The 18,499-nt window shown below is 56.9% G+C and carries 15 protein-coding genes; 5 read left to right on the top strand and 10 right to left on the bottom strand.

The genetic code is table 11. The features are described from left to right. The 5 genes from nuoK (at position 1) to EA795_RS12730 (ending at position 7,533) form a co-directional block, all read left to right on the top strand. Positions 1–309, top strand: coding sequence for an NADH-quinone oxidoreductase subunit NuoK (gene nuoK / locus EA795_RS12750; protein ID WP_014852504.1), 309 nt, complete (start codon positions 1–3; stop codon positions 307–309). Continuing rightward, positions 306–2,150 carry an NADH-quinone oxidoreductase subunit L gene (nuoL, locus tag EA795_RS12745; RefSeq protein WP_122077693.1) on the top strand — a complete coding sequence of 615 codons (1,845 nt, stop codon included), beginning with the start codon at positions 306–308 and terminating at the stop codon, positions 2,148–2,150. The genes nuoK and nuoL overlap by 4 nt, the downstream gene beginning before the upstream one ends. 22 nt (positions 2,151–2,172) lie before the next feature. Next, positions 2,173–3,702, top strand: a complete 1,530-nt coding sequence (gene nuoM, locus EA795_RS12740) for an NADH-quinone oxidoreductase subunit M (protein WP_122077691.1) — start codon at positions 2,173–2,175, stop codon at positions 3,700–3,702. 7 nt (positions 3,703–3,709) lie between these two features. After that, the gene (gene nuoN, locus EA795_RS12735) at positions 3,710–5,179 is read left to right on the top strand and encodes an NADH-quinone oxidoreductase subunit NuoN (RefSeq protein ID WP_122077689.1); all 1,470 of its coding nucleotides are present in this window, start codon (positions 3,710–3,712) and stop codon (positions 5,177–5,179) included. A gap of 818 nt (positions 5,180–5,997) precedes the next feature. Beyond that, positions 5,998–7,533, top strand: coding sequence for a Fic family protein (locus EA795_RS12730; RefSeq protein ID WP_122077687.1), 1,536 nt, complete (start codon positions 5,998–6,000; stop codon positions 7,531–7,533). Positions 7,534–7,807: 274 nt separating this feature from the next. On the opposite strand, the gene EA795_RS12725 is transcribed toward EA795_RS12730, so the two are convergent. Genes EA795_RS12725 through EA795_RS12680 form a run of 10 tightly spaced genes read right to left on the bottom strand, consistent with a single transcriptional unit; the run spans position 7,808 to position 18,476 of the window. Further along, positions 7,808–9,823 carry a polysaccharide biosynthesis protein gene (locus tag EA795_RS12725; RefSeq protein WP_122077685.1) on the bottom strand — a complete coding sequence of 672 codons (2,016 nt, stop codon included), beginning with the start codon at positions 9,821–9,823 and terminating at the stop codon, positions 7,808–7,810. A 4-nt stretch (positions 9,824–9,827) separates the two neighbouring features. Further along, complete coding sequence (locus tag EA795_RS12720) at positions 9,828–11,024, bottom strand: DegT/DnrJ/EryC1/StrS family aminotransferase (RefSeq protein WP_122077683.1); 1,197 nt, start codon at positions 11,022–11,024, stop codon at positions 9,828–9,830. Positions 11,025–11,026: 2 nt separating this feature from the next. Beyond that, the gene (locus EA795_RS12715; RefSeq protein ID WP_122077681.1) at positions 11,027–11,647 is read right to left on the bottom strand and encodes an acetyltransferase; all 621 of its coding nucleotides are present in this window, start codon (positions 11,645–11,647) and stop codon (positions 11,027–11,029) included. Next, positions 11,644–12,639, bottom strand: a complete 996-nt coding sequence (locus EA795_RS12710; RefSeq protein WP_158601306.1) for a methionyl-tRNA formyltransferase — start codon at positions 12,637–12,639, stop codon at positions 11,644–11,646. The genes EA795_RS12715 and EA795_RS12710 overlap by 4 nt, the downstream gene beginning before the upstream one ends. Then, the gene (locus EA795_RS12705) at positions 12,639–13,217 is read right to left on the bottom strand and encodes a sugar transferase (protein ID WP_122077677.1); all 579 of its coding nucleotides are present in this window, start codon (positions 13,215–13,217) and stop codon (positions 12,639–12,641) included. Before EA795_RS12705 ends, EA795_RS12710 begins: the two co-directional genes overlap by 1 nt. Then, positions 13,214–13,894 (bottom strand): PIG-L deacetylase family protein, encoded by a 681-nt coding sequence (locus tag EA795_RS12700; RefSeq protein WP_122077675.1) that lies wholly within the window; start codon positions 13,892–13,894, stop codon positions 13,214–13,216. The genes EA795_RS12705 and EA795_RS12700 overlap by 4 nt, the downstream gene beginning before the upstream one ends. 46 nt (positions 13,895–13,940) lie before the next feature. Further along, on the bottom strand, positions 13,941–15,164 hold the full coding sequence (locus EA795_RS12695) for a glycosyltransferase family 4 protein (protein ID WP_122077673.1): 1,224 nt from the start codon (positions 15,162–15,164) through the stop codon (positions 13,941–13,943). A 5-nt stretch (positions 15,165–15,169) separates the two neighbouring features. Next, entirely contained in the window at positions 15,170–16,300 is a 1,131-nt protein-coding gene (gene wecB / locus EA795_RS12690; protein ID WP_122077670.1) for a non-hydrolyzing UDP-N-acetylglucosamine 2-epimerase, read from the bottom strand. A gap of 19 nt (positions 16,301–16,319) precedes the next feature. Then, positions 16,320–17,438: a UDP-2-acetamido-2,6-beta-L-arabino-hexul-4-ose reductase gene (gene wbjC / locus EA795_RS12685; RefSeq protein WP_122077667.1), complete on the bottom strand. Its 1,119-nt coding sequence runs from the start codon at positions 17,436–17,438 to the stop codon at positions 16,320–16,322. Positions 17,439–17,441: 3 nt separating this feature from the next. Beyond that, complete coding sequence (locus EA795_RS12680) at positions 17,442–18,476, bottom strand: polysaccharide biosynthesis protein (protein WP_122077664.1); 1,035 nt, start codon at positions 18,474–18,476, stop codon at positions 17,442–17,444. Positions 18,477–18,499: the final 23 nt, after the last annotated feature.

Raw genomic sequence — 18,499 nt, 5'->3', positions numbered from 1 at the left:
ATGCATTCGATTCCAATGGAGCACGGCCTGGCCATCGCCGCCGTGCTGTTCTGCCTGGGGCTGGTCGGCCTGATGGTGCGGCGCAACATCCTGTTCATGCTGATGAGCCTGGAAGTGATGATGAACGCTGCCGGCCTGGCCTTTGTCGTGGCCGGTAGCCGCTGGGCGCAGCCGGATGGGCAGGTCATGTTCATCCTGGTGATCACCCTGGCCGCCGCCGAGGCCGCCATCGGCCTGGCGATCCTGCTGCAGCTGTATCGCCGCTTCAACACCCTCGATGTCGACGCTGCAAGCGAGATGCGCGGATGAACCTACTATTCCTGACCTTCGTTTTCCCGCTGCTCGGCTACTTCCTGCTGGCCTTCTCACGCGGGCGTATTTCCGAAAACCTGGCCGCCGTGATCGGTGTCGGTTCGGTCGGCCTGTCGGCGCTGATCAGCGCGCTGTGCATCTGGCAGTTCAACACCTCGCCACCGGAGGGCGGCGTGTTCAGCCAGCACCTGTGGCAGTGGCTGGACGTGGTCGGCTTCAGCGTCGCCTTCGGCCTGCATCTGGACGGCCTGTCGCTGACCATGCTCGGCGTGGTCACCGGCGTGGGCTTTCTGATCCACCTGTTCGCCAGTTGGTATATGCGCGGTGAAGAGGGCTATTCGCGCTTCTTCGCCTACACCAACCTGTTCATTTTCAGCATGCTGCTGCTGGTGCTGGGCGACAACCTGCTGCTGCTGTACTTCGGCTGGGAAGGCGTGGGGCTGTGCTCCTACCTGCTGATCGGCTTCTACTTCAAGGAACGCAAGAACGGCAACGCCGCGCTCAAGGCCTTCATCGTCACCCGCGTCGGCGACGTGCTGATGGCCTTCGGTCTGTTCATCCTGTTCGTCCAGCTCGGCACGCTGAACATCCCGGAACTGCTGACGCTGGCACCGCAGAAGTTCGCCGAAGGCGACCTGTGGATCACCCTGGCGACCCTGGCGCTGCTGGGCGGCGCGGTGGGCAAGTCCGCGCAACTGCCGTTGCAGACCTGGCTGGCCGACGCAATGGCTGGCCCGACGCCGGTTTCCGCACTGATCCACGCGGCGACCATGGTCACCGCCGGCGTCTACCTGATCGCCCGCACCCACGGCCTGTTCCTGCTGGCGCCGGACGTGCTGGAGCTGGTGGGCATCGTAGGTGGCGTGACCCTGGTACTGGCCGGGTTCGCCGCGCTGGTGCAGACCGACATCAAGCGCATCCTCGCCTACTCGACCATGAGCCAGATCGGCTACATGTTCCTGGCCCTGGGCGTCGGTGCCTGGGACGCGGCGATCTTCCACCTGATGACCCATGCCTTCTTCAAGGCGCTGCTGTTCCTCTCCTCCGGTTCGGTGATCAACGCCTGCCACCACGAGCAGAACATCTTCCGAATGGGCGGGCTGTGGAAGAAATTGCCGCTGGCCTACGCCAGCTTCATCGTCGGCGGCGCGGCACTGGCGGCGCTGCCGCTGATCACTGCCGGCTTCTACTCCAAGGACGAGATTCTCTGGGAAGCCTTCGCCAGTGGCCACAGCGGTCTGCTGTACGCAGGACTGCTCGGGGCCTTCCTGACTTCCCTGTACACCTTCCGCCTGATCTTCATCGCCTTCCACGGCGAGGCGAAGACCGAGGCGCATGCCGGGCGCGGCCTGGCCCACAACCTGCCGCTGGTGGTGCTGATCGTGCTATCCACCTTCCTCGGCGCGATGATCGTGCCGCCGCTGGCCGGCGTGCTGCCGCAGAGCGTCGGCCATGCCGGTGGTGAAGCCAAGCACAGCCTGGAGATCGCCTCCGGTGCCATCGCCCTGGCCGGCATTCTGCTCGCGGCGCTGCTGTTCCTCGGCAAGCGCGGCGTGGCCAGCGCCATCGCGCAAAGCGCGCCGGGGCGTTTCCTCTCGGCCTGGTGGTACGCCGCCTGGGGCTTCGACTGGCTCTACGACAAGCTTTTCGTGCAGCCCTACCTCTGGCTCACCCGCCTGCTGGGCCGCGACCCCATCGACGCCACCATCGGATTGGTACCGCGTACGGCACGGGGCAGCCATGTGCTGCTGAGCCGCAGCGAAACGGGCCAGTTGCGCTGGTACGCCCTGTCCATCGTTGGCGGAGCCGTGCTGTTGCTCGGCATCGTTCTGCTCTGAATTTGCGCAAGGACTCGAAATCGTGATTCTGCCCTGGCTAATCCTGATTCCCTTCATCGGCGGCCTGCTCTGCTGGTTCGTCGAACGTTTCGACAAGAGCATGCCGCGCTGGATCGCCCTGCTCACCATGTCGCTGCTGCTCGCGCTCGGCCTCTGGCTGTGGGCGGGCGGCAACTACCAGCTCGCCCCCGCGCCTGGCGCCGAGGCCAACTGGGCGGTGGAATTCAAGCACGTCTGGATCGAGCGCTTCGGCATCAACCTGCACCTGGCGCTCGATGGCCTGTCGCTGCTGATGATCATGCTCACCGGCCTGCTTGGCGTGCTCTCGGTGCTCTGCTCCTGGAAGGAAATTCAGCGCCACGTCGGCTTCTTCCACCTCAACCTGATGTGGATTCTCGGCGGCGTAGTCGGGGTGTTCCTCGCCCTGGACCTGTTTCTGTTCTTCTTCTTCTGGGAAATGATGCTGGTGCCGATGTACTTCCTCATCGCGCTCTGGGGTCACAGCTCGGAAGGCAAGCGCTCGCGGATCAACGCGGCGACCAAGTTCTTCATCTACACCCAGGCCAGCGGCCTGATCATGCTGGTGGCCATCCTCGGTCTGGTGCTGGTCAACTATCACAATACTGGCGTGCTTACCTTCGACTACCAGCTGCTGTTGCAGGCCGATCTGGCGCCGGGCGTCGAGTACCTGCTGATGCTGGGCTTCTTCATCGCCTTCGCGGTGAAGTTCCCCATCGTGCCGCTGCACTCCTGGCTGCCCGATGCCCATGCTCAGGCGCCCACCGCCGGCTCCGTCGACCTGGCCGGCATCCTGCTGAAGACCGCCGCCTACGGCATGATCCGCTTCGCCCTGCCGCTGTTCCCGGAAGCCTCGATGGACTTCGCGCCCATCGCCATGGGCCTCGGCCTGCTCGGCATCTTCTACGGCGCGGTGCTGTCGTTCGCGCAGACCGATATCAAGCGCCTGATCGCCTACTCCAGCGTGTCGCACATGGGCTTCGTGCTGATCGGCATCTATTCCGGCAGCGAACTCGCCTTGCAGGGCGCGGTGGTGCTGATGATCGCTCACGGCCTCTCGGCCGCGGCGCTGTTCATCCTCAGCGGCCAGCTCTATGAGCGCCTGCACACGCGGGACATGCGCGAGATGGGTGGCCTGTGGTCGCGTCTGCCCTGGCTGCCACCACTGAGCCTGTTCTTCGCCGCCGCCTCGCTGGGCCTGCCCGGCACCGGCAACTTCATTGGTGAATTCGTGGTGTTGTTCGGCGCCTTCGCCAACTCCCCATGGGTGGTGGTGATCGCCACCTTCGGTCTGGTGTTCTCCTCGATCTATTCACTGGCGATGATCCACCGCGCCTACTTCGGACCGACCAAGGCCGAAGGGCTACTGCAAGGCCTGGACGCACGCGAGATCGGCATGGTGCTGCTGCTGGCTGTGCTGCTGGTACTGCTCGGCGTCTATCCGCAGCCGGTGTTCGACACCTCGCTCGCCACCATGAACGGTGTGCAGCAATGGATCGATACCGCTTTCACCCCAACAGTTTCGGCCCGGTAGTCTCGCCATGGAATTCACACAGCAACACTTCATCGCCCTGCTGCCCTTGCTGATCACCGGCGCCACCGCCATCGCGGTGATGCTGGCCATCGCCTGGCGACGTAATCACGGGCTCAGCTTCGTCATCACGTCGGTGGGTCTCACGCTCGCCCTGGTGTCCATAGTGCCGGCGCTGCGGGTCGCGCCGTTGGACGTGACGCCGCTGCTGCGGCTGGACGCCTTCGCCTATTTCTACAGCGCCGTGGTGCTGGTCGCGACACTGGCCTGCGTGACACTGGCTCATGCCTACCTGGGCGAGAAAGCCGGTGCCGACGGCTTCCCGGGCAACCGCGAAGAGCTTTATCTGCTGATGGCTCTATCCGCCGCCGGCGGGTTGGTGCTGGTCAGCGCGCAGCACCTGGCCGGCTTCTTCATCGGCCTGGAGCTGCTCTCGGTGCCGGTGTACGGGCTGGTCGCCTATGCCTTCTTCAACAAGCGCTCGCTGGAAGCCGGCATCAAATACACGGTGCTGTCCGCCGCCGCCAGCGCTTTCCTGCTGTTCGGCATGGCGCTGCTCTACGCCGAATCGGGCAGCCTCAGCTTCGCCGGTCTCGGTGCCAGCCTGGCCGCGCAAGGCTCGTCTGTACTGGTGCAAGCGGGTATCGGCATGATGCTGATCGGCCTCGGGTTCAAGCTTTCGCTGGCCCCCTTCCACCTGTGGACGCCAGACGTCTACGAAGGCGCGCCGGCCCCGGTGGCGACCTTCCTGGCCACCGTCAGCAAGGTGGCGGTATTCGCGGTGCTGCTGCGTCTGTATCAACTGTCGCCAGCCACGAGCGGCGGCTGGTTGAACGATGCGCTGAGCCTGATCGCCATCGCCTCGATCCTGATCGGCAACCTGCTGGCATTGAACCAGAGCAACCTCAAGCGGCTGCTGGGTTACTCGTCGATTGCTCACTTCGGCTACCTGCTGGTAGCGCTGATCGCCAGCAAGGGCCTGGCCGTGGAGGCCATCGGCGTTTACCTGGTGACCTACGTGCTGACCACCCTGGGTGCTTTCGGTGTGATCACCCTGATGTCGAGCCCCTTCCAGGGTCGCGATGCCGATGCGCTCTACGAGTATCGCGGGCTGTTCTGGCGCCGCCCCTACCTCACCGCCGTGCTCACCGTGATGATGCTGTCGCTGGCCGGCATCCCGCTGACGGCAGGCTTCATCGGCAAGTTCTACGTGATCGCCTCCGGCGTCGAATCCCAGCTGTGGTGGTTGCTGGGCGCGCTGATCATCGGCAGCGCCGTGGGCTTGTTCTATTACCTGCGGGTGATGGTGACGCTGTACCTGGTCGAGCCGGGCATGCGCCGCCACGATGCCCCGATCAATTGGGGGCAGCGCGCCGGGGGCGTGATGCTGCTGGCCATCTCGGTGCTGGCGTTCTTCCTGGGGGTTTATCCGCAGCCGTTGCTGGAACTGGTGCAACAGGCGGGGCTCGTCGCGCTCTGATCCTGTCCCTGTCTACAATGGAACCCAAGCATCTGCATGGCAGCCCCGTAGGGCCGAACTTGTTCGGCCTTTACAGATATGTGGCCGAATAAATTCGGCCTTACGTAGCTGGCCGTGAGCGGTGGGACCGAAGCACATTCATGACGGCCCCGCACCCGTAGGGCCGAACTTGTTCGGCCTTTGCAGAGACGTGGCCGAATGAATTCGGCCCTACGTAGCAGGTTCGTACCAAGGCGACAATCCTCAGCCGAGCCGATCCACGAGCTGAGAGAAATACTCAACAGACCATATATCGAGCGAAGAAGGATCGGCCAGAAAACGGATGACGTCCAGCTTCGCGCTCTGGAGCGATCTTGTTGTTCGGAGTTTTATAATCCCTCAGCATCGACACTAACGTCGAATGCAGAACCGGGGCCGGGGCCGGGGCCGGGGCCGGGGCCGGGCCGAGGGTGCGTAAAGCCTGTAAGGAATCCACCACAGTCACCGTAGAAATTGTATGGTTAGCGTCAAATTAACCGTGCGCAATCAACGGAAGATGCGTCTCGACGGTATATTTCTCGCGGCACCACCCTACAGCGATACGGCCAAGGACCGTAGCCTGATTAGCCGAAGGCGTAATCCGTAGGGTGGGAAAACCGCGCAGCGTTTTCCACCGATGTGATGGCTGCCACGACACATGCGCAGCCAAGCCCGGGGCGGTTCACGGCCGGCTCAGCACTGGAAGTGAATAAAAAATCGGCATAACCTCTAAAACTAAATATTTTCTTTTCCCAGAGAAGGAAATATTGCCGGCCAGGGCCAAGCACAAGGAAAGGTTCATGCGAAATGTAGGGTATGCGCTACTGCAAGAACGATTACCGATCACCGCGGTACCGGTGGCATGCCCCGCCCTGGTACAGCCGACCACGCGGATCGAGAAGATCGCACACACTCTGGCTGTGCCGCCGAAGCTGGCGCCTGATGCGGATGACCTGCTCGGGAACGTACTCTTCGCCCTGAAGCATGAGGGAATCAACCTTTCGATTCTCGCCCAGGTGCTGCCGCGCATCCCGGCCATCGAACTCGAGGCTGCACTGAAGCGATCGCCAAACGGGGTATACATCCGAAAGGCCTGTTATTTATGGGAAGCGTTCATCGGCAAAGAAATTGAACAGCATGCGCCCGTGCGAGGGAAGTTCATCCAGTTGTTCGAGCCGGCGCAATACATCACCCGCAGCGGCGCCCGGAACTCGAAATGGCGTATTGAGTTCAATGGCCTCGGTGATCTCACCTACTGCGCCACCGTTGAACGGTCCCCGGCAATAACCGAGCTGCTGGGGCACGACATCCCTGGCCGAGCCAGGGCGTTCATTGGATCGCTGCCCCCGTTGATGATGGACCGTGCCATTCACTGGGCCTACCTGCACGAAACCCAGGATTCCTTCGCAATCGAGCGAGAAGCGCCCACTCAGGACAAGTCGCGTCGGTTCATCCAGCTGCTGCGACAGGCCCATGATCGTCAGCCGCTCACTGAGGATTACCTGGTCGCGCTGCAGAACTCCACCGTGACGAACCCGTTTGATCTTGCAGCCGCTTTCCGGCACCAGCAGAACCACCTCGGAGCCAGCGGTATCCGGGGAGCGGCCGGGATTAGCTACGTGCCCCCACCTCCTGAACTCTGCCGTGAATTGATGGAGAGCCTGATGCGGTTCGCCAATGAGGCACCGACGCAGATCGATCCACTGGTTGCGGCCGGGATCATCTCTTTCGGGTTCGTGTTCCTTCATCCGTTCATGGATGGCAACGGCCGCTTGTCTCGTTTTCTCATCCACCAGGCTCTTTGCCGGGCAGGCGCGCTTGAAAATGGCCTGCTGCTGCCTGTATCGGTGGCGATGAAAGATGCCGAGAGTCTCTACCTCAAGACACTACAGACCTTTTCCCGCCCGGTGCGGGACTTCTGGGATGTTCAGTGGATCGATGCCGACACGATCACTCTCGATTTCAAAGGCTCGGATGCACTCTACCGATACTGGGACGCCACGCCTTGTGTGCTATTCACACTCCAGATGGCCAAGCATGCGCTTGAAGTCGATCTTCGTGAGGAGACAGCCTTCCTGGAGGCTTTTGACACCCTCTACAAAGCCGTAGACGAGAGGTTTGACGTGCGAGGCAGCGAACTCTCCAAGTTAGTCATGATGTGCCTCTCCAATGACGGGGTGATATCGAAGAACTGCCGCAAGCAGTTCCAATACATCGCAAGCGAGGAAGTCTTCGACTTCATCGAGCAAGCTGCTCAGCAGGGGCTTGAAGCCCGGCGTGCACTGCTGGACGAAGATCACACCGTGGAACCGCCGACCGAGCGCGCCGATGGCTGATCGAGTTGATCAGGAGGCAAAATCAACGGAAATTGCTTATGAAGGCATATCTTTCGCGCCCCCACACAGCGATGCGGCCCATGACCGTAACCTGGTTTAAGCGAAGCTCTACACCCGGATCGCGAGCAAGCTCGCTCCTACAGGCCAGGCACTCGCCCACGTAGAAGCCAGCTGATCGCGCCCATGCTCCGGGTGGGCACAAGTTCCATCTCCCCTCTCCCTTGACGGGAGAGGGGTCGGGGGAGAGGGTGAAAGCTCCCACCACAAAGACCCCCTACTCCCCTGGCCCAACCCGACGCTGCTGATAGATCAGATCCACGATTTCCCCTTCGGGCACATAACCACTCACCGCCTCGCGCAACAGCACACGAACCTGGGGATAGTCATCGTCCTCCACAGCCTTGAGCAGCCGAGCCAGCAAGCCCTTGAGCACATCCCAGGTGAAGTATTCCTCGTCGGCCCGCATGATCATCGGGTGTTCGGTAGCACTGACGTTATCGCCGATCAGCAACTCCTCGTACAGCTTTTCCCCGGGCCGCAAGCCAGTGAATTCGATCGCGATATCCCCGTGCGGGCTCTTTTCCGAACGCACGCTCAGGCCGGACAGATGAATCAGCTTCTCGGCCAGCTCGGCAATCTTCACCGGCTGCCCCATATCCAGCACGAACACATCACCACCCTGCCCCATGGAGCCAGCCTGGATGACCAACTGCGCGGCCTCGGGGATGGTCATGAAGTAACGGGTGATCTTCGGATGGGTCACAGTCACCGGCCCACCGTTGCGAATCTGCTGGTAGAAGCGCGGAATCACCGAGCCCGAGGAGCCCAGCACATTACCGAAACGCACCATGGTGAAGCGCGTCTTGTTGACGTGATGTACCGCGTCATCAGCGCCAAAAAGTACCGGCGCAGTTTCACGACTCAACGCCTGCAGAATCATCTCCGCCACACGCTTGGTACTGCCCATCACGTTGGTGGGCCGCACAGCCTTGTCAGTAGAGATCAGAACGAAGTTGGCCACCCCGGCCTGCACCGCCGCCTGGGCCGTGTTCATGGTGCCAAGCACATTATTAAGCACGCCTTCCGCGACATTGTGTTCCACCATGGGCACATGCTTGTACGCCGCTGCGTGATAGATCGTCTCCACCTGCCAGGTGCGCATCACGTCCAGCAGGCGCTCGGGATTACGGATGGAGCCCATGATCGGCACCAACCTCACCGGTAGCGAAGCCCGCTCGACCGTCCGCTCCAGCTCGATGTGAATGCTGTAAAGGTTGAATTCGCTGTGTTCGAACAACAGCAGCGTGCGAGGCTTGTTCGCCAGAATCTGCCGGCACAGCTCCGAGCCAATCGAGCCGCCCGCACCGGTCACCATCACGACCTTGTTGATAATGCACTGCTCGAACAGCGCCTGCTGCGGTGGCACTGCATCACGCCCGAGCAGATCCGCGATATCCACTTCCTGGATATCCTCGACCTTCACCCGGCCACTGGCCAGGTCCATGAACCCCGGCACGCTGCGAACATGAAGTGGATAAGGCTCCAGCGTCTCCAGCACTTCACGCCGCCTGCCACGCGACGCCGAAGGGATTGCCAACAGAATTTCATCGGCACCCGTTTCATCGATCATCTGCTGAATATGCTTGGGCGAATAAACTCGCAAACCGGCAATGGTGCGGTTGAACAGATTGGGATCATCGTCGATGAACGCAACCGGACGCATCGCGCGCCCCAGGCGCAAGGCCGCGACCAGCTGGTTTCCCGCCGCGCCGGCGCCATAAACCGCCACCTTGGGTAAACTCGCATCGCGACCTTTGAACTTCATGAGCGAATCCGGGGAGAACCAGTCACCCATGAAGTACTGTCGCATCACCAGGCGCAGACCGCCGATCAAGACCAAGCTCAACCACCAATAGTTGAATACCATCGAACGCGGTATCAACTTGGGCGCATCACTGCGCCAATAAACAGCCAAGGCAAGCAACAGGGCGGAAAGGGTAACTGCCTTTGCGATAGCCATCAGGGCGTCATTGCCGAAATAACGCATTACCGCTCGGTACATGCCGAAGCGGATGAAGAAGGGAATTGAGACCAGCGGTGCTACGCCGAACAGCCAGGCATGTCCCCCAAGTGGCTCGACAAAATCGGACTCCCCTAGACGAAGAAAAAAAGCCAGCCAGAGTGCCAGCCAGACCAATAGCACATCAGTCGATACCTGTATGGCACGTTTCTGCCGGCGTGGCAGCCGTACCAGACGAGCACGCAGCTTCTCTGCAAGTCTTAACACCATTACCTCACTTGATGGGAAGGTCAGAGCGCACTGTCGCTTCGGTCATAACCTCTTTAATCACCGCGCAGGTCTTTTCGATTTCAGCTCCCGTTAGCGTCGGATGTACCAGAAACATCAGGCTGGTTTCACCCAACTCACGGGCAATCTCCAGACGATTCGCAGGCCGCCACCCCGTGTTGTCAAACGCTTTTTCCAAATAAACCTCGGAGCAGGAACCTGAAAAACAGGGAACACCCTTTGCCGATATTTCATTCAGAATTCGATCCCGACTCCAGCCCTCAGACAATTCTCCGGGCTCGACAAAGACATAACATTTGTACCCGGCATGAAGAATCGCTCCCGGAATATCTGGCACGCGCAGTCCCCTTAAAGCCTTGGCAGCAGACCAGATACGCTCGCAGTTAGCTAAACGGCTTGCATGCCAAATGCCCATCCGTCGTAGCTGTATACGTCCTATAACGGCTTGAACTTCCATCATTCGCCAATTGGTACCGAAACTTTCATGTAACCAACGGAAGCCGGGAGCATGCTGGCGCTCATACACTGCATCCCAGCTCTTTCCGTGATCTTTCATGGACCACATACGCTTCCAGAGTGAGCGGTCATCCGTAGTAACCATCCCCCCCTCGCCTCCGGTTGTCATGATCTTGTCCTGACAGAACGACCAGGCACCGACATGCCCAATGGACCCAACTGGCCTCCCTTTGTAACGCGCCCCGTGGGCTTGTGCACAATCCTCAATAATCTTGAGGTCATGCTCAGCCGCCAAGGCCATTATCGGATCCATATCGCATGGCCAACCAGCCAGATGCACACAAACAACCGCACGGGTACGTGGGGTTAGAACAGCACGAATGGTCTCAGGGGTAATGTTCTGAGAGTCTTTATCCACGTCGGCAAATACCGGTACGGCACCGGCATTGACGATGCTGGAAACTGAAGCAAGGAAGGTGCGTGGCGTAACGACAACCTCATCACCAGAGCCGATACCTAACGCCTGTAACGCCACGTCCAGCGCGACCGTGCCGTTAGCCAAGGCAACCGCATATTCGGTTCCGGCCCATGTGGCAAATTCCTTCTCGAATTCACGGCATTCCTGCCCGGTCCAATAGTTGACCTTATTCGAAAGTATCACGTCGCGAACGGCATTGGCTTCTTCTTCGCTGAAGCTTGGCCAAGGAGAAAACGGTGTATTAAGCATTGTTACCTCAACCTTTTTGCCGGTACACCGGCGACAACCATGTCATTTGGAATATCGCTGACTACAGCTGAACCAGCTCCCACAACCACACGCTGACCAATGTTTGTCAGCTGACGCACGCTAGACCCAATACCGACCCAACTTTCGTCGCCAACATGCACACCACCAGCCAACCGGGCACCAGGACTGATATGGACAGCATTCCCCAGCACGCAATCGTGGTCGACGCTGCATCCGGTATTAAGAATAGCGCCTGGCTTGATAACGGCACCCGCATTAATCACGGCACCGGCGAATACAACTGTTCCCTCGGCAATCTCAGCGTAACGACTAACGATGGCGGCGGGATGAATCAGCGTCACTAGCCGCCCGCCCATTGCCCGCAATTCAAGCAATTTAGCATAGCGAATCCGATTGTTTCCAATCGCAACCAATACGCCATCGAAGTCAGCCAGCTTTTCCAGAATAGCAACCGTATCGCCCAAAACCGGCCACACGCTATTTCTTTGAATACTCGGCCATGCATCGTCGAAGAATTCTACTGATTGCCAACCACAACATTCAGCAGTATCCGCGACTACCTTGCCATGGCCGCTAGCACCTAGGATCGCCAGCTTTTTCATTTCGCATCACTTGAGGCAGCTAGAGCTAGCTTTTCGAGTATCGCAATACGTTCTTCCAACTCAGAGTATTTCTTTTTCAACAGATAGACTTCAGCTTCAGTATAGTAACCAAGCCTTATGCCAACCCTTGGCAGCCAAGAATTAGTTGCCTGCCATCGTGTTACACGTAAAAGGCCATCATTGCATTGAACTAAAAAGGTCTGATCTGGGAAAACCTGCAGTATTCGTCCTACTACACCTTTTTGAGCACTGCTATTTAGCTCTGCGGACCAAATGGTGATTATAGAGTCTTCATGGAATGTATAAGCTCCAGGATGGGGCGCTGTTGACGCCTTAATTAACCGAAGCAGCTCATCTACAGTTACTTTCCAATCAATCCAACCATCCTCTGGAGAACGACGTCCATACCAAGAGGCCTGAGAATGATCCTGCTCAACACCACCAATCTCACCGGAAGCCAGCTTGGGCAGCCAAGTATCGAGAGCTTTTTTTTCTGCAACCAGTAATTTTTTCTCGACGCTTTTTGCGTCATCGTTTTCGTCAACCTCAAATGGCTCTTGCGCCACGATTGGGCCATCATCGACCCCTGACCTTAAAATAAAAAAACTTGCCGCTCCATCCATACGCTCCAATACCAGCCATGTGATTGCAGCCCGGCCACGCCCTTTAGGCAGAGCAGTAGGATGAAAGCCAATGCAACCTAAGCGAGGAATACTGATAAGTTCTTCAGAGATTATCTGAGAAAGCCCTACAGCAAAAATCAAATCCGGCGAACATTGAGCAATTTCCTCTTGGCAAGAAGACACCCGCAAAAAAGGTGAATATCGAAATCCGAAACGCTCGCAAACGCTTTTTAGATCGGACCACCCACTAACCAAGGAGTTATCTTCAGGGGAATACCCCCACACACGCACTTCATGGAAGCCATGCTGAAAAAGCTTTTCAATCAAAACCCTTGTTGAAGAGACGCCTCCAATTACCGCAATCTTCATCATGCACTCCTAAAACGATCTTCGCCAAACAACACCACGAAGAGCGTCTTCAATATGATTCTGACATCAGTTGCAAAGGAGCATTTTTCAACATAACAAACATCAAACTCCCAGCGCCTCTGCCAAGAGAGAGAAACATTACCGCTTACTTGAGCCAGTCCAGTCATGCCAGGCCGTAGCTCAAAACGCCGCAGTGCCCACTCAGGCATCTCTTGCTTTGTCACCTCAAGGCAGGGCCTTGGACCAACCATGCTCATATCGCCGATCAACACATTAAAAATTTGTGGTAGTTCGTCGATTTTCAGACGTCTCAGAATTTTACCTGCTCCAAAAACCTCTGAATCAGCTTGGCTCGTTTGTCTAATCTTCCGATTAATATCCACAGACATCGTTCTTAACTTGTAAATTCTGAACGTTTTACCATTCAAACCGACTCGATTCTGAGTAAAAAAAACTGGACCTTCCGAGCTTAATTTTATTGCTAAAATCGAAATAGCGATTATAGGCCAAGCCATGCTCAAGGCCGTCAAACTGAAGAGAATATCAACAATCCTCTTTGTGTATACCTTATAGATCATCGAACATATTCACCAAGCAATACAAAACCTTCTGCTGCATTGCAACCTATATGGGTACCTCGCAAGGTAGCTAAGGCTTTCAACGCGGCAATGGAGCGCGGCAAGTGGTCTTCCTGCAACTGACTCTCATAGGCGCGCATCGCATTCAATTTTGTGTCTAGTGTTTCAGTTATATTCACGAAGACATTGGGTTGAAATGCAGGCGCAAGGTAAGGCGGAGCTAAATGTGTTTCTGAGAGAGTCTCGTAAGCCAACACCCTTTCCACCGTCTTCGCTCGGCTCAAATAGGGTCGAGCAGCAACGGTGACCGCATAGGCAATGGAGCCGTGATCTTTGTGCAAGTCATAGGCAAATGGCACATAAATTACAGTTGGGGAAACTTGTGCGATGACCTTTTCAACAGCACTGTTGATCTTCCAGGCAGGCGTTACATCAAGGCAGGCGGCAGGCAGTTCCAGAAAGATAACCTCAGCAGCACCAAGCGCTTTTGCCGATGCACGGCACTCTTCCCTAACCTTATCCCACATTTCCCTAGGCCAGATGGGATGCGGAGATTCACCATGGCCTGTCATCACAGCGATTACGACTTTTTGGCCCTGCGAAGCAAAGCGTGCAATGGTGCCCCCCATACCAAGTACTTCATCATCGGCATGAGGGGCAATAACGAGAATAGTCATACTAGCTTCTTATAAAATTAATCAATTAATCGTGCACAATCTAACTTTACTGAAAGGTCTGTCTTTTGAATATTTCACCAAAGCGTCCCGCTCCAACCTTGAGAGAGAGCTTTTCCTGATAAAAGCGTCGACTGTTTTCAGCCATGGCGTTGCGCTCATCTTGGCTGGCGCTCATCAAAGCCAGGGCTGCTTCGGCAATAGCTTGCGGATTTTCCGACTCGGCAACTTTTCCGCATCCGCCGTCGCGTACTAGATCTGCAGCATCGCCATCTACAGCCATTAAGATCGCTTTACCGACTGCCATATACGCCTGCGTCTTGGACGGAATTGTGATGGTAAATAGCGGATCTTTCTTCAGATGGACCAACAACGCATCCGCAGCAAGTAGATAGCTGCCTACTTCAGACATTGGCACTGCAGGCAGGAAAGTCACGTTGCTCAGCGCCAGGTTGGTCGCGAGTTGCTGCAGGCGCTCAACTTCCACACCACCACCAAGGAATACAAAGGTCACTTCAGCAGTTTTTTGCTGCAAAAGTTCTGCAGCGTGCAGTACTGAATCCAAAGCTTGTGCTTTGCCCATATTGCCGGCAAACAGGATGCGGAACTTATCTGGACTAGGAAATGCGCCTGGCAGGCCACCTATCGGGGCGCTAAGCGAACCCTCTGCACACCAGTTGTAAATTACTTCGATTTTGTTCTCCGATACTCCACGCTCAATCAGCAAACGCTTGAAACCGGGGGACAGAACAACCAGCTGATCCATTCTGCGGTAGACCCAGTCACAAACCCTTGAAACGATCTTCAGCGCCTTTTCGTTAGAGAACATGCCAGTCGCTCGCAGGGTATCCGGCCACATGTCCTGAATGTCGTAGACCACCGGGACACGGCGGAACATGCGAATCAATGCAGCAGCTATCCCTACTGTGAGCGGTGGATGGTAGGCATAGATCACATCCGGACGCTTGGCAGCAAAAAGCCCGTAAAACAGCGAGGCGGCGGCAAAGGTCACATAGTTGAGCACACGCCCAACGGCCCCTTGGTCATGGCTCGGATATAGTGGCACCCGCGTCACCTGGACCCCATCAATGACATCCCGCTGCAGCAGCCTGAGCTTGTAGCCTGGATAGAGTTTGCCGCCCGGGTAATTGGGAAAGCCAGTGACGACCTCAACCTCGAATCCCTGCTTGACCAGCTCGCGGGCAAACACTAGTCCCTTGAAGGTCGGCTCGGGATCAAACCACTGGGTGAGCAGGAGTACGCGGATAGCCATCCTGCTTAGTACCTCTTCCAGACGGTACGCATTACATAATCGCGATAGCTATGGATGATCCGTACTACCTTGTCGGCCACGTTGGGCATGCTGTAGTCGCTGACCAAGCGCAGACTGCGCTCATTGCCACGAGCCTGTCCTTCCAAAATCTGCAGGCCTTGCATGACGCGTTCGACTTCCAGACCTACCATCATTGCCGCAGCTTCTTCCATACCTTCTGGGCGTTCATGCGCTTCACGGATATTCAGCGCTGGAAAGTTGAGGATCGAGGACTCTTCATTGATGGTGCCGCTATCAGACAATACGGCCTTGGCGGTCAGTTGCAGCTTGTTGTAGTCCTTGAAGCCCAGAGGCTTGAGCAGGCGAACATTGGCGTGAAACTCTACGCCCATGGCATCCACGCGCTTTTGCGTGCGCGGGTGGGTGGAAACGATTACTGGGTAGTCATAGTGCTCAGTCACGGTGTTCAGCACATCTACCAGTTTGAGGAAGTTTTTGTCCGAGTCGACGTTCTCTTCGCGGTGCGCACTGACCACAAAGAACTTACCCGCCTGCAAGCCCAGACGCTCCAGCACATCGGATGCTTCGATGCCGTCACGATAGTGGTTGAGCACTTCAAACATCGGGCTGCCGGTCTTGATCACCATGTCCGGCGGCAAGCCTTCACGCAGCAGATAGTCGCGCGCAATGGTGCTGTAGGTCAGATTGATATCTGCAGTGTGGTCGACGATGCGGCGGTTGATCTCTTCCGGCACGCGCATATCGAAGCAACGATTGCCCGCTTCCATATGGAAGGTCGGGATCTTGCGGCGCTTGGCAGGAATCACCGCCATACAGCTATTGGTATCACCCAGAACCAGAAGCGCTTCGGGCTGCACTTCGGCCAGTACTCGATCCACTGCGATGATCACGTTGCCGATGGTTTCCGCACCGCTGGCACCTGCAGCATTAAGAAAATGATCCGGCTTGCGGATGCCCAGATCCTGGAAGAAAATTTCGTTCAGTTCGTAATCGTAGTTCTGGCCGGTGTGCACCAGAACATGCTCACAATGCTCATCCAGCTTAGCCATCACCCGAGACAAGCGAATAATTTCCGGACGAGTACCCACCACCGTTACAACTTTCAATTTTTTCATCGCAGTTCCTGCCTTCAACTCAGGCTTCGGTGCCGACCGGGCGAGCATAGGTATCCGGGTGTTCGCGGTCGAAAATTTCGTTGGCCCACAGCATCACGATCATTTCGTCGTCGCCCACGTTGGTAATGTCATGGGTCCAGCCCGGTACGGTTTCGACAATTTCCGGCTGATCGCCGGTGGTGAACAGCTCATAAAACTCACCAGTCACGATGTGCCGGAATCGAAAGCAAGCCCGCCCCTTGATGACCAAGAATTTTTCCGTCTTGGAATGGTGATAGTGCCCGCCTCGCGTAATGCCAGGATGAGCCGTGAAAAAAGAAAACTGCCCCGAGTCTTTGGTTTTCAACATTTCCACGAACACACCACGCGGATCACCGTATTTCGGCACCTCGTAGGTAAAGCGCTCGGGCGGCAGATAGCTCAGGTAGGTGGAATATAGCGCCCTGACCAGCCCGGTGCCCACCGGCTCGGTGACCATGGAGGTGCGGCTATCACGAAAGGCATGCACCTGATCAGCCAGTTCGCCAACGGTAATGCTGTACTGCGGTTCGACACTGACGAATGGCTCACTAGCCACCTTGCCGTCCATTACTGCAATGAAATACCGAATCACATCATCGATATAGACAAGGCTGATGCGCGCAGCGGGATCATTTATCTGGATTGGCAGGTCGCGGGCGATGTTATGACAGAATGTCGCTACCGCAGAGTTGTAATTTGGGCGCGCCCACTTCCCGAAGACATTGGGTAAACGGAACAGGTGAACGGGCGAACCTTGAGTGGTCTGCAACTCCAGCAACGCCTCTTCTGCATCACGCTTGCTACTGCCATAAGGATTTTCCAGCTCGGCCTGGCTGGAGGATGTGTAAAGCACTGGAATCTTTCGGCCACAGAGCTTGATGGCTTCGCACAGCGCACGAGTCAAATCGGTATTGCCAACCTGAAACTCCTGCGGATCCTGCGGGCGGTTGACTCCGGCCAGATGAAAAACACATTCCACCTGCGCAACCAGGTCGCGCAAACTCGCCAGTGAATCCTCACGGGTAAAACACAGCACGTCAATGTCGGTGCGTTCGCCCAAGTGTGCGATGAGATTCTGGCCGACAAAACCATTAGCCCCGGTAATCAAAACCTTCATGCCTTACTCCTCGGGCGTTGCGTGCTCACCACGCTGGATTGCGCGCATAAAGTCCAGCTTCAGCAGCAGCCGCTGCATCCCTTCAACATCCAGGCGCTCGGTATTGTGCGAGTTGTAATCTTCGCTGCGAGATATCCTGGTTTCGCCTTGTTCAACATACTTTGCGTAGTTGAGATCGCGCAGATCCGGCGGGACACGGAAATACTCACCCATGTCCTCGGCACAGGCCATTTCCTCGCGGCTGAGCAAAGCTTCGTAGAGTTTTTCGCCGTGACGCGTCCCGATCACGTTGATCGGGTGGTCTGGCTTACCTACCAGGTCCGTTAACGCCCGCGCAAGCGTCTCCACTGTAGCGGCGGGAGCCTTTTGCACGAAGATGTCGCCATTGTTGCCATGCTCAAAGGCATACAGCACCAGATCTACCGCATCGGCCAGCGTCATCATAAAGCGGGTCATGTTCGGGTCGGTGATCGACAGCGGCTTGCCGGCACGAATTTGCTCTATAAACAAAGGGATTACCGAACCGCGCGAAGCCATCACGTTTCCGTATCGCGTGCCGCAAATTACCGTCTTGGACTCATCAACGTTTCGCGACTTGGCCACCATGACTTTTTCCATCATCGCCTTGGAAATCCCCATGGCGTTGATTGGATAAACAGCCTTGTCGGTACTAAGACAAACCACTCGCTGTACTTCGTTCTGGATAGCGGCTTCCAATAAGTTCTCAGTACCAATCACGTTCGTCTTGACCGCCTCCATTGGGTGAAACTCGCAAGACGGCACTTGTTTTAGCGCTGCAGCGTGGAAGATATAGTCGACGCCTCGGGTCGCGTTGAGTACGCTTTGGTAATCGCGCACATCACCGATATAGAACTTCAACTTAGGACTGGCATAGCGCTTACGCATGTCGTCCTGCTTTTTTTCGTCGCGGCTAAAGATACGGATTTCAGCGATGTCGGTGTCGAGAAAACGCTTGAGCACAGCATCACCGAAAGAACCAGTGCCGCCAGTTATGAGTAGCTTCTTGCCTTCAAACATAAATCATACTGCCATCTTTATAA

Source organism: Stutzerimonas nitrititolerans (assembly GCF_003696285.1).
GTDB lineage: Bacteria > Pseudomonadota > Gammaproteobacteria > Pseudomonadales > Pseudomonadaceae > Stutzerimonas > Stutzerimonas nitrititolerans.
The sequence above is the reverse complement of the archived record's forward strand: the minus strand, read 5'-3'. Positions and strand labels throughout refer to the sequence as shown.

What these genes read in the sequence shown, in the direction of transcription:
- EA795_RS12705 (WP_122077677.1), bottom strand. Translation starts at nt 13,217, where the DNA reads ATGATCTATAAGGTATACACAAAGAGGATTGTTGATATTCTCTTCAGT.
- nuoL (WP_122077693.1), top strand. Translation starts at nt 306, where the DNA reads ATGAACCTACTATTCCTGACCTTCGTTTTCCCGCTGCTCGGCTACTTC.
- EA795_RS12680 (WP_122077664.1), bottom strand. Translation starts at nt 18,476, where the DNA reads ATGTTTGAAGGCAAGAAGCTACTCATAACTGGCGGCACTGGTTCTTTC.
- wecB (WP_122077670.1), bottom strand. Translation starts at nt 16,300, where the DNA reads ATGAAAAAATTGAAAGTTGTAACGGTGGTGGGTACTCGTCCGGAAATT.
- EA795_RS12710 (WP_158601306.1), bottom strand. Translation starts at nt 12,639, where the DNA reads ATGAAGATTGCGGTAATTGGAGGCGTCTCTTCAACAAGGGTTTTGATT.
- EA795_RS12695 (WP_122077673.1), bottom strand. Translation starts at nt 15,164, where the DNA reads ATGGCTATCCGCGTACTCCTGCTCACCCAGTGGTTTGATCCCGAGCCG.
- EA795_RS12720 (WP_122077683.1), bottom strand. Translation starts at nt 11,024, where the DNA reads ATGCTTAATACACCGTTTTCTCCTTGGCCAAGCTTCAGCGAAGAAGAA.
- EA795_RS12725 (WP_122077685.1), bottom strand. Translation starts at nt 9,823, where the DNA reads ATGGTGTTAAGACTTGCAGAGAAGCTGCGTGCTCGTCTGGTACGGCTG.
- wbjC (WP_122077667.1), bottom strand. Translation starts at nt 17,438, where the DNA reads ATGAAGGTTTTGATTACCGGGGCTAATGGTTTTGTCGGCCAGAATCTC.
- EA795_RS12730 (WP_122077687.1), top strand. Translation starts at nt 5,998, where the DNA reads ATGCGAAATGTAGGGTATGCGCTACTGCAAGAACGATTACCGATCACC.
- EA795_RS12700 (WP_122077675.1), bottom strand. Translation starts at nt 13,894, where the DNA reads ATGACTATTCTCGTTATTGCCCCTCATGCCGATGATGAAGTACTTGGT.
- nuoK (WP_014852504.1), top strand. Translation starts at nt 1, where the DNA reads ATGCATTCGATTCCAATGGAGCACGGCCTGGCCATCGCCGCCGTGCTG.
- EA795_RS12715 (WP_122077681.1), bottom strand. Translation starts at nt 11,647, where the DNA reads ATGAAAAAGCTGGCGATCCTAGGTGCTAGCGGCCATGGCAAGGTAGTC.
- nuoN (WP_122077689.1), top strand. Translation starts at nt 3,710, where the DNA reads ATGGAATTCACACAGCAACACTTCATCGCCCTGCTGCCCTTGCTGATC.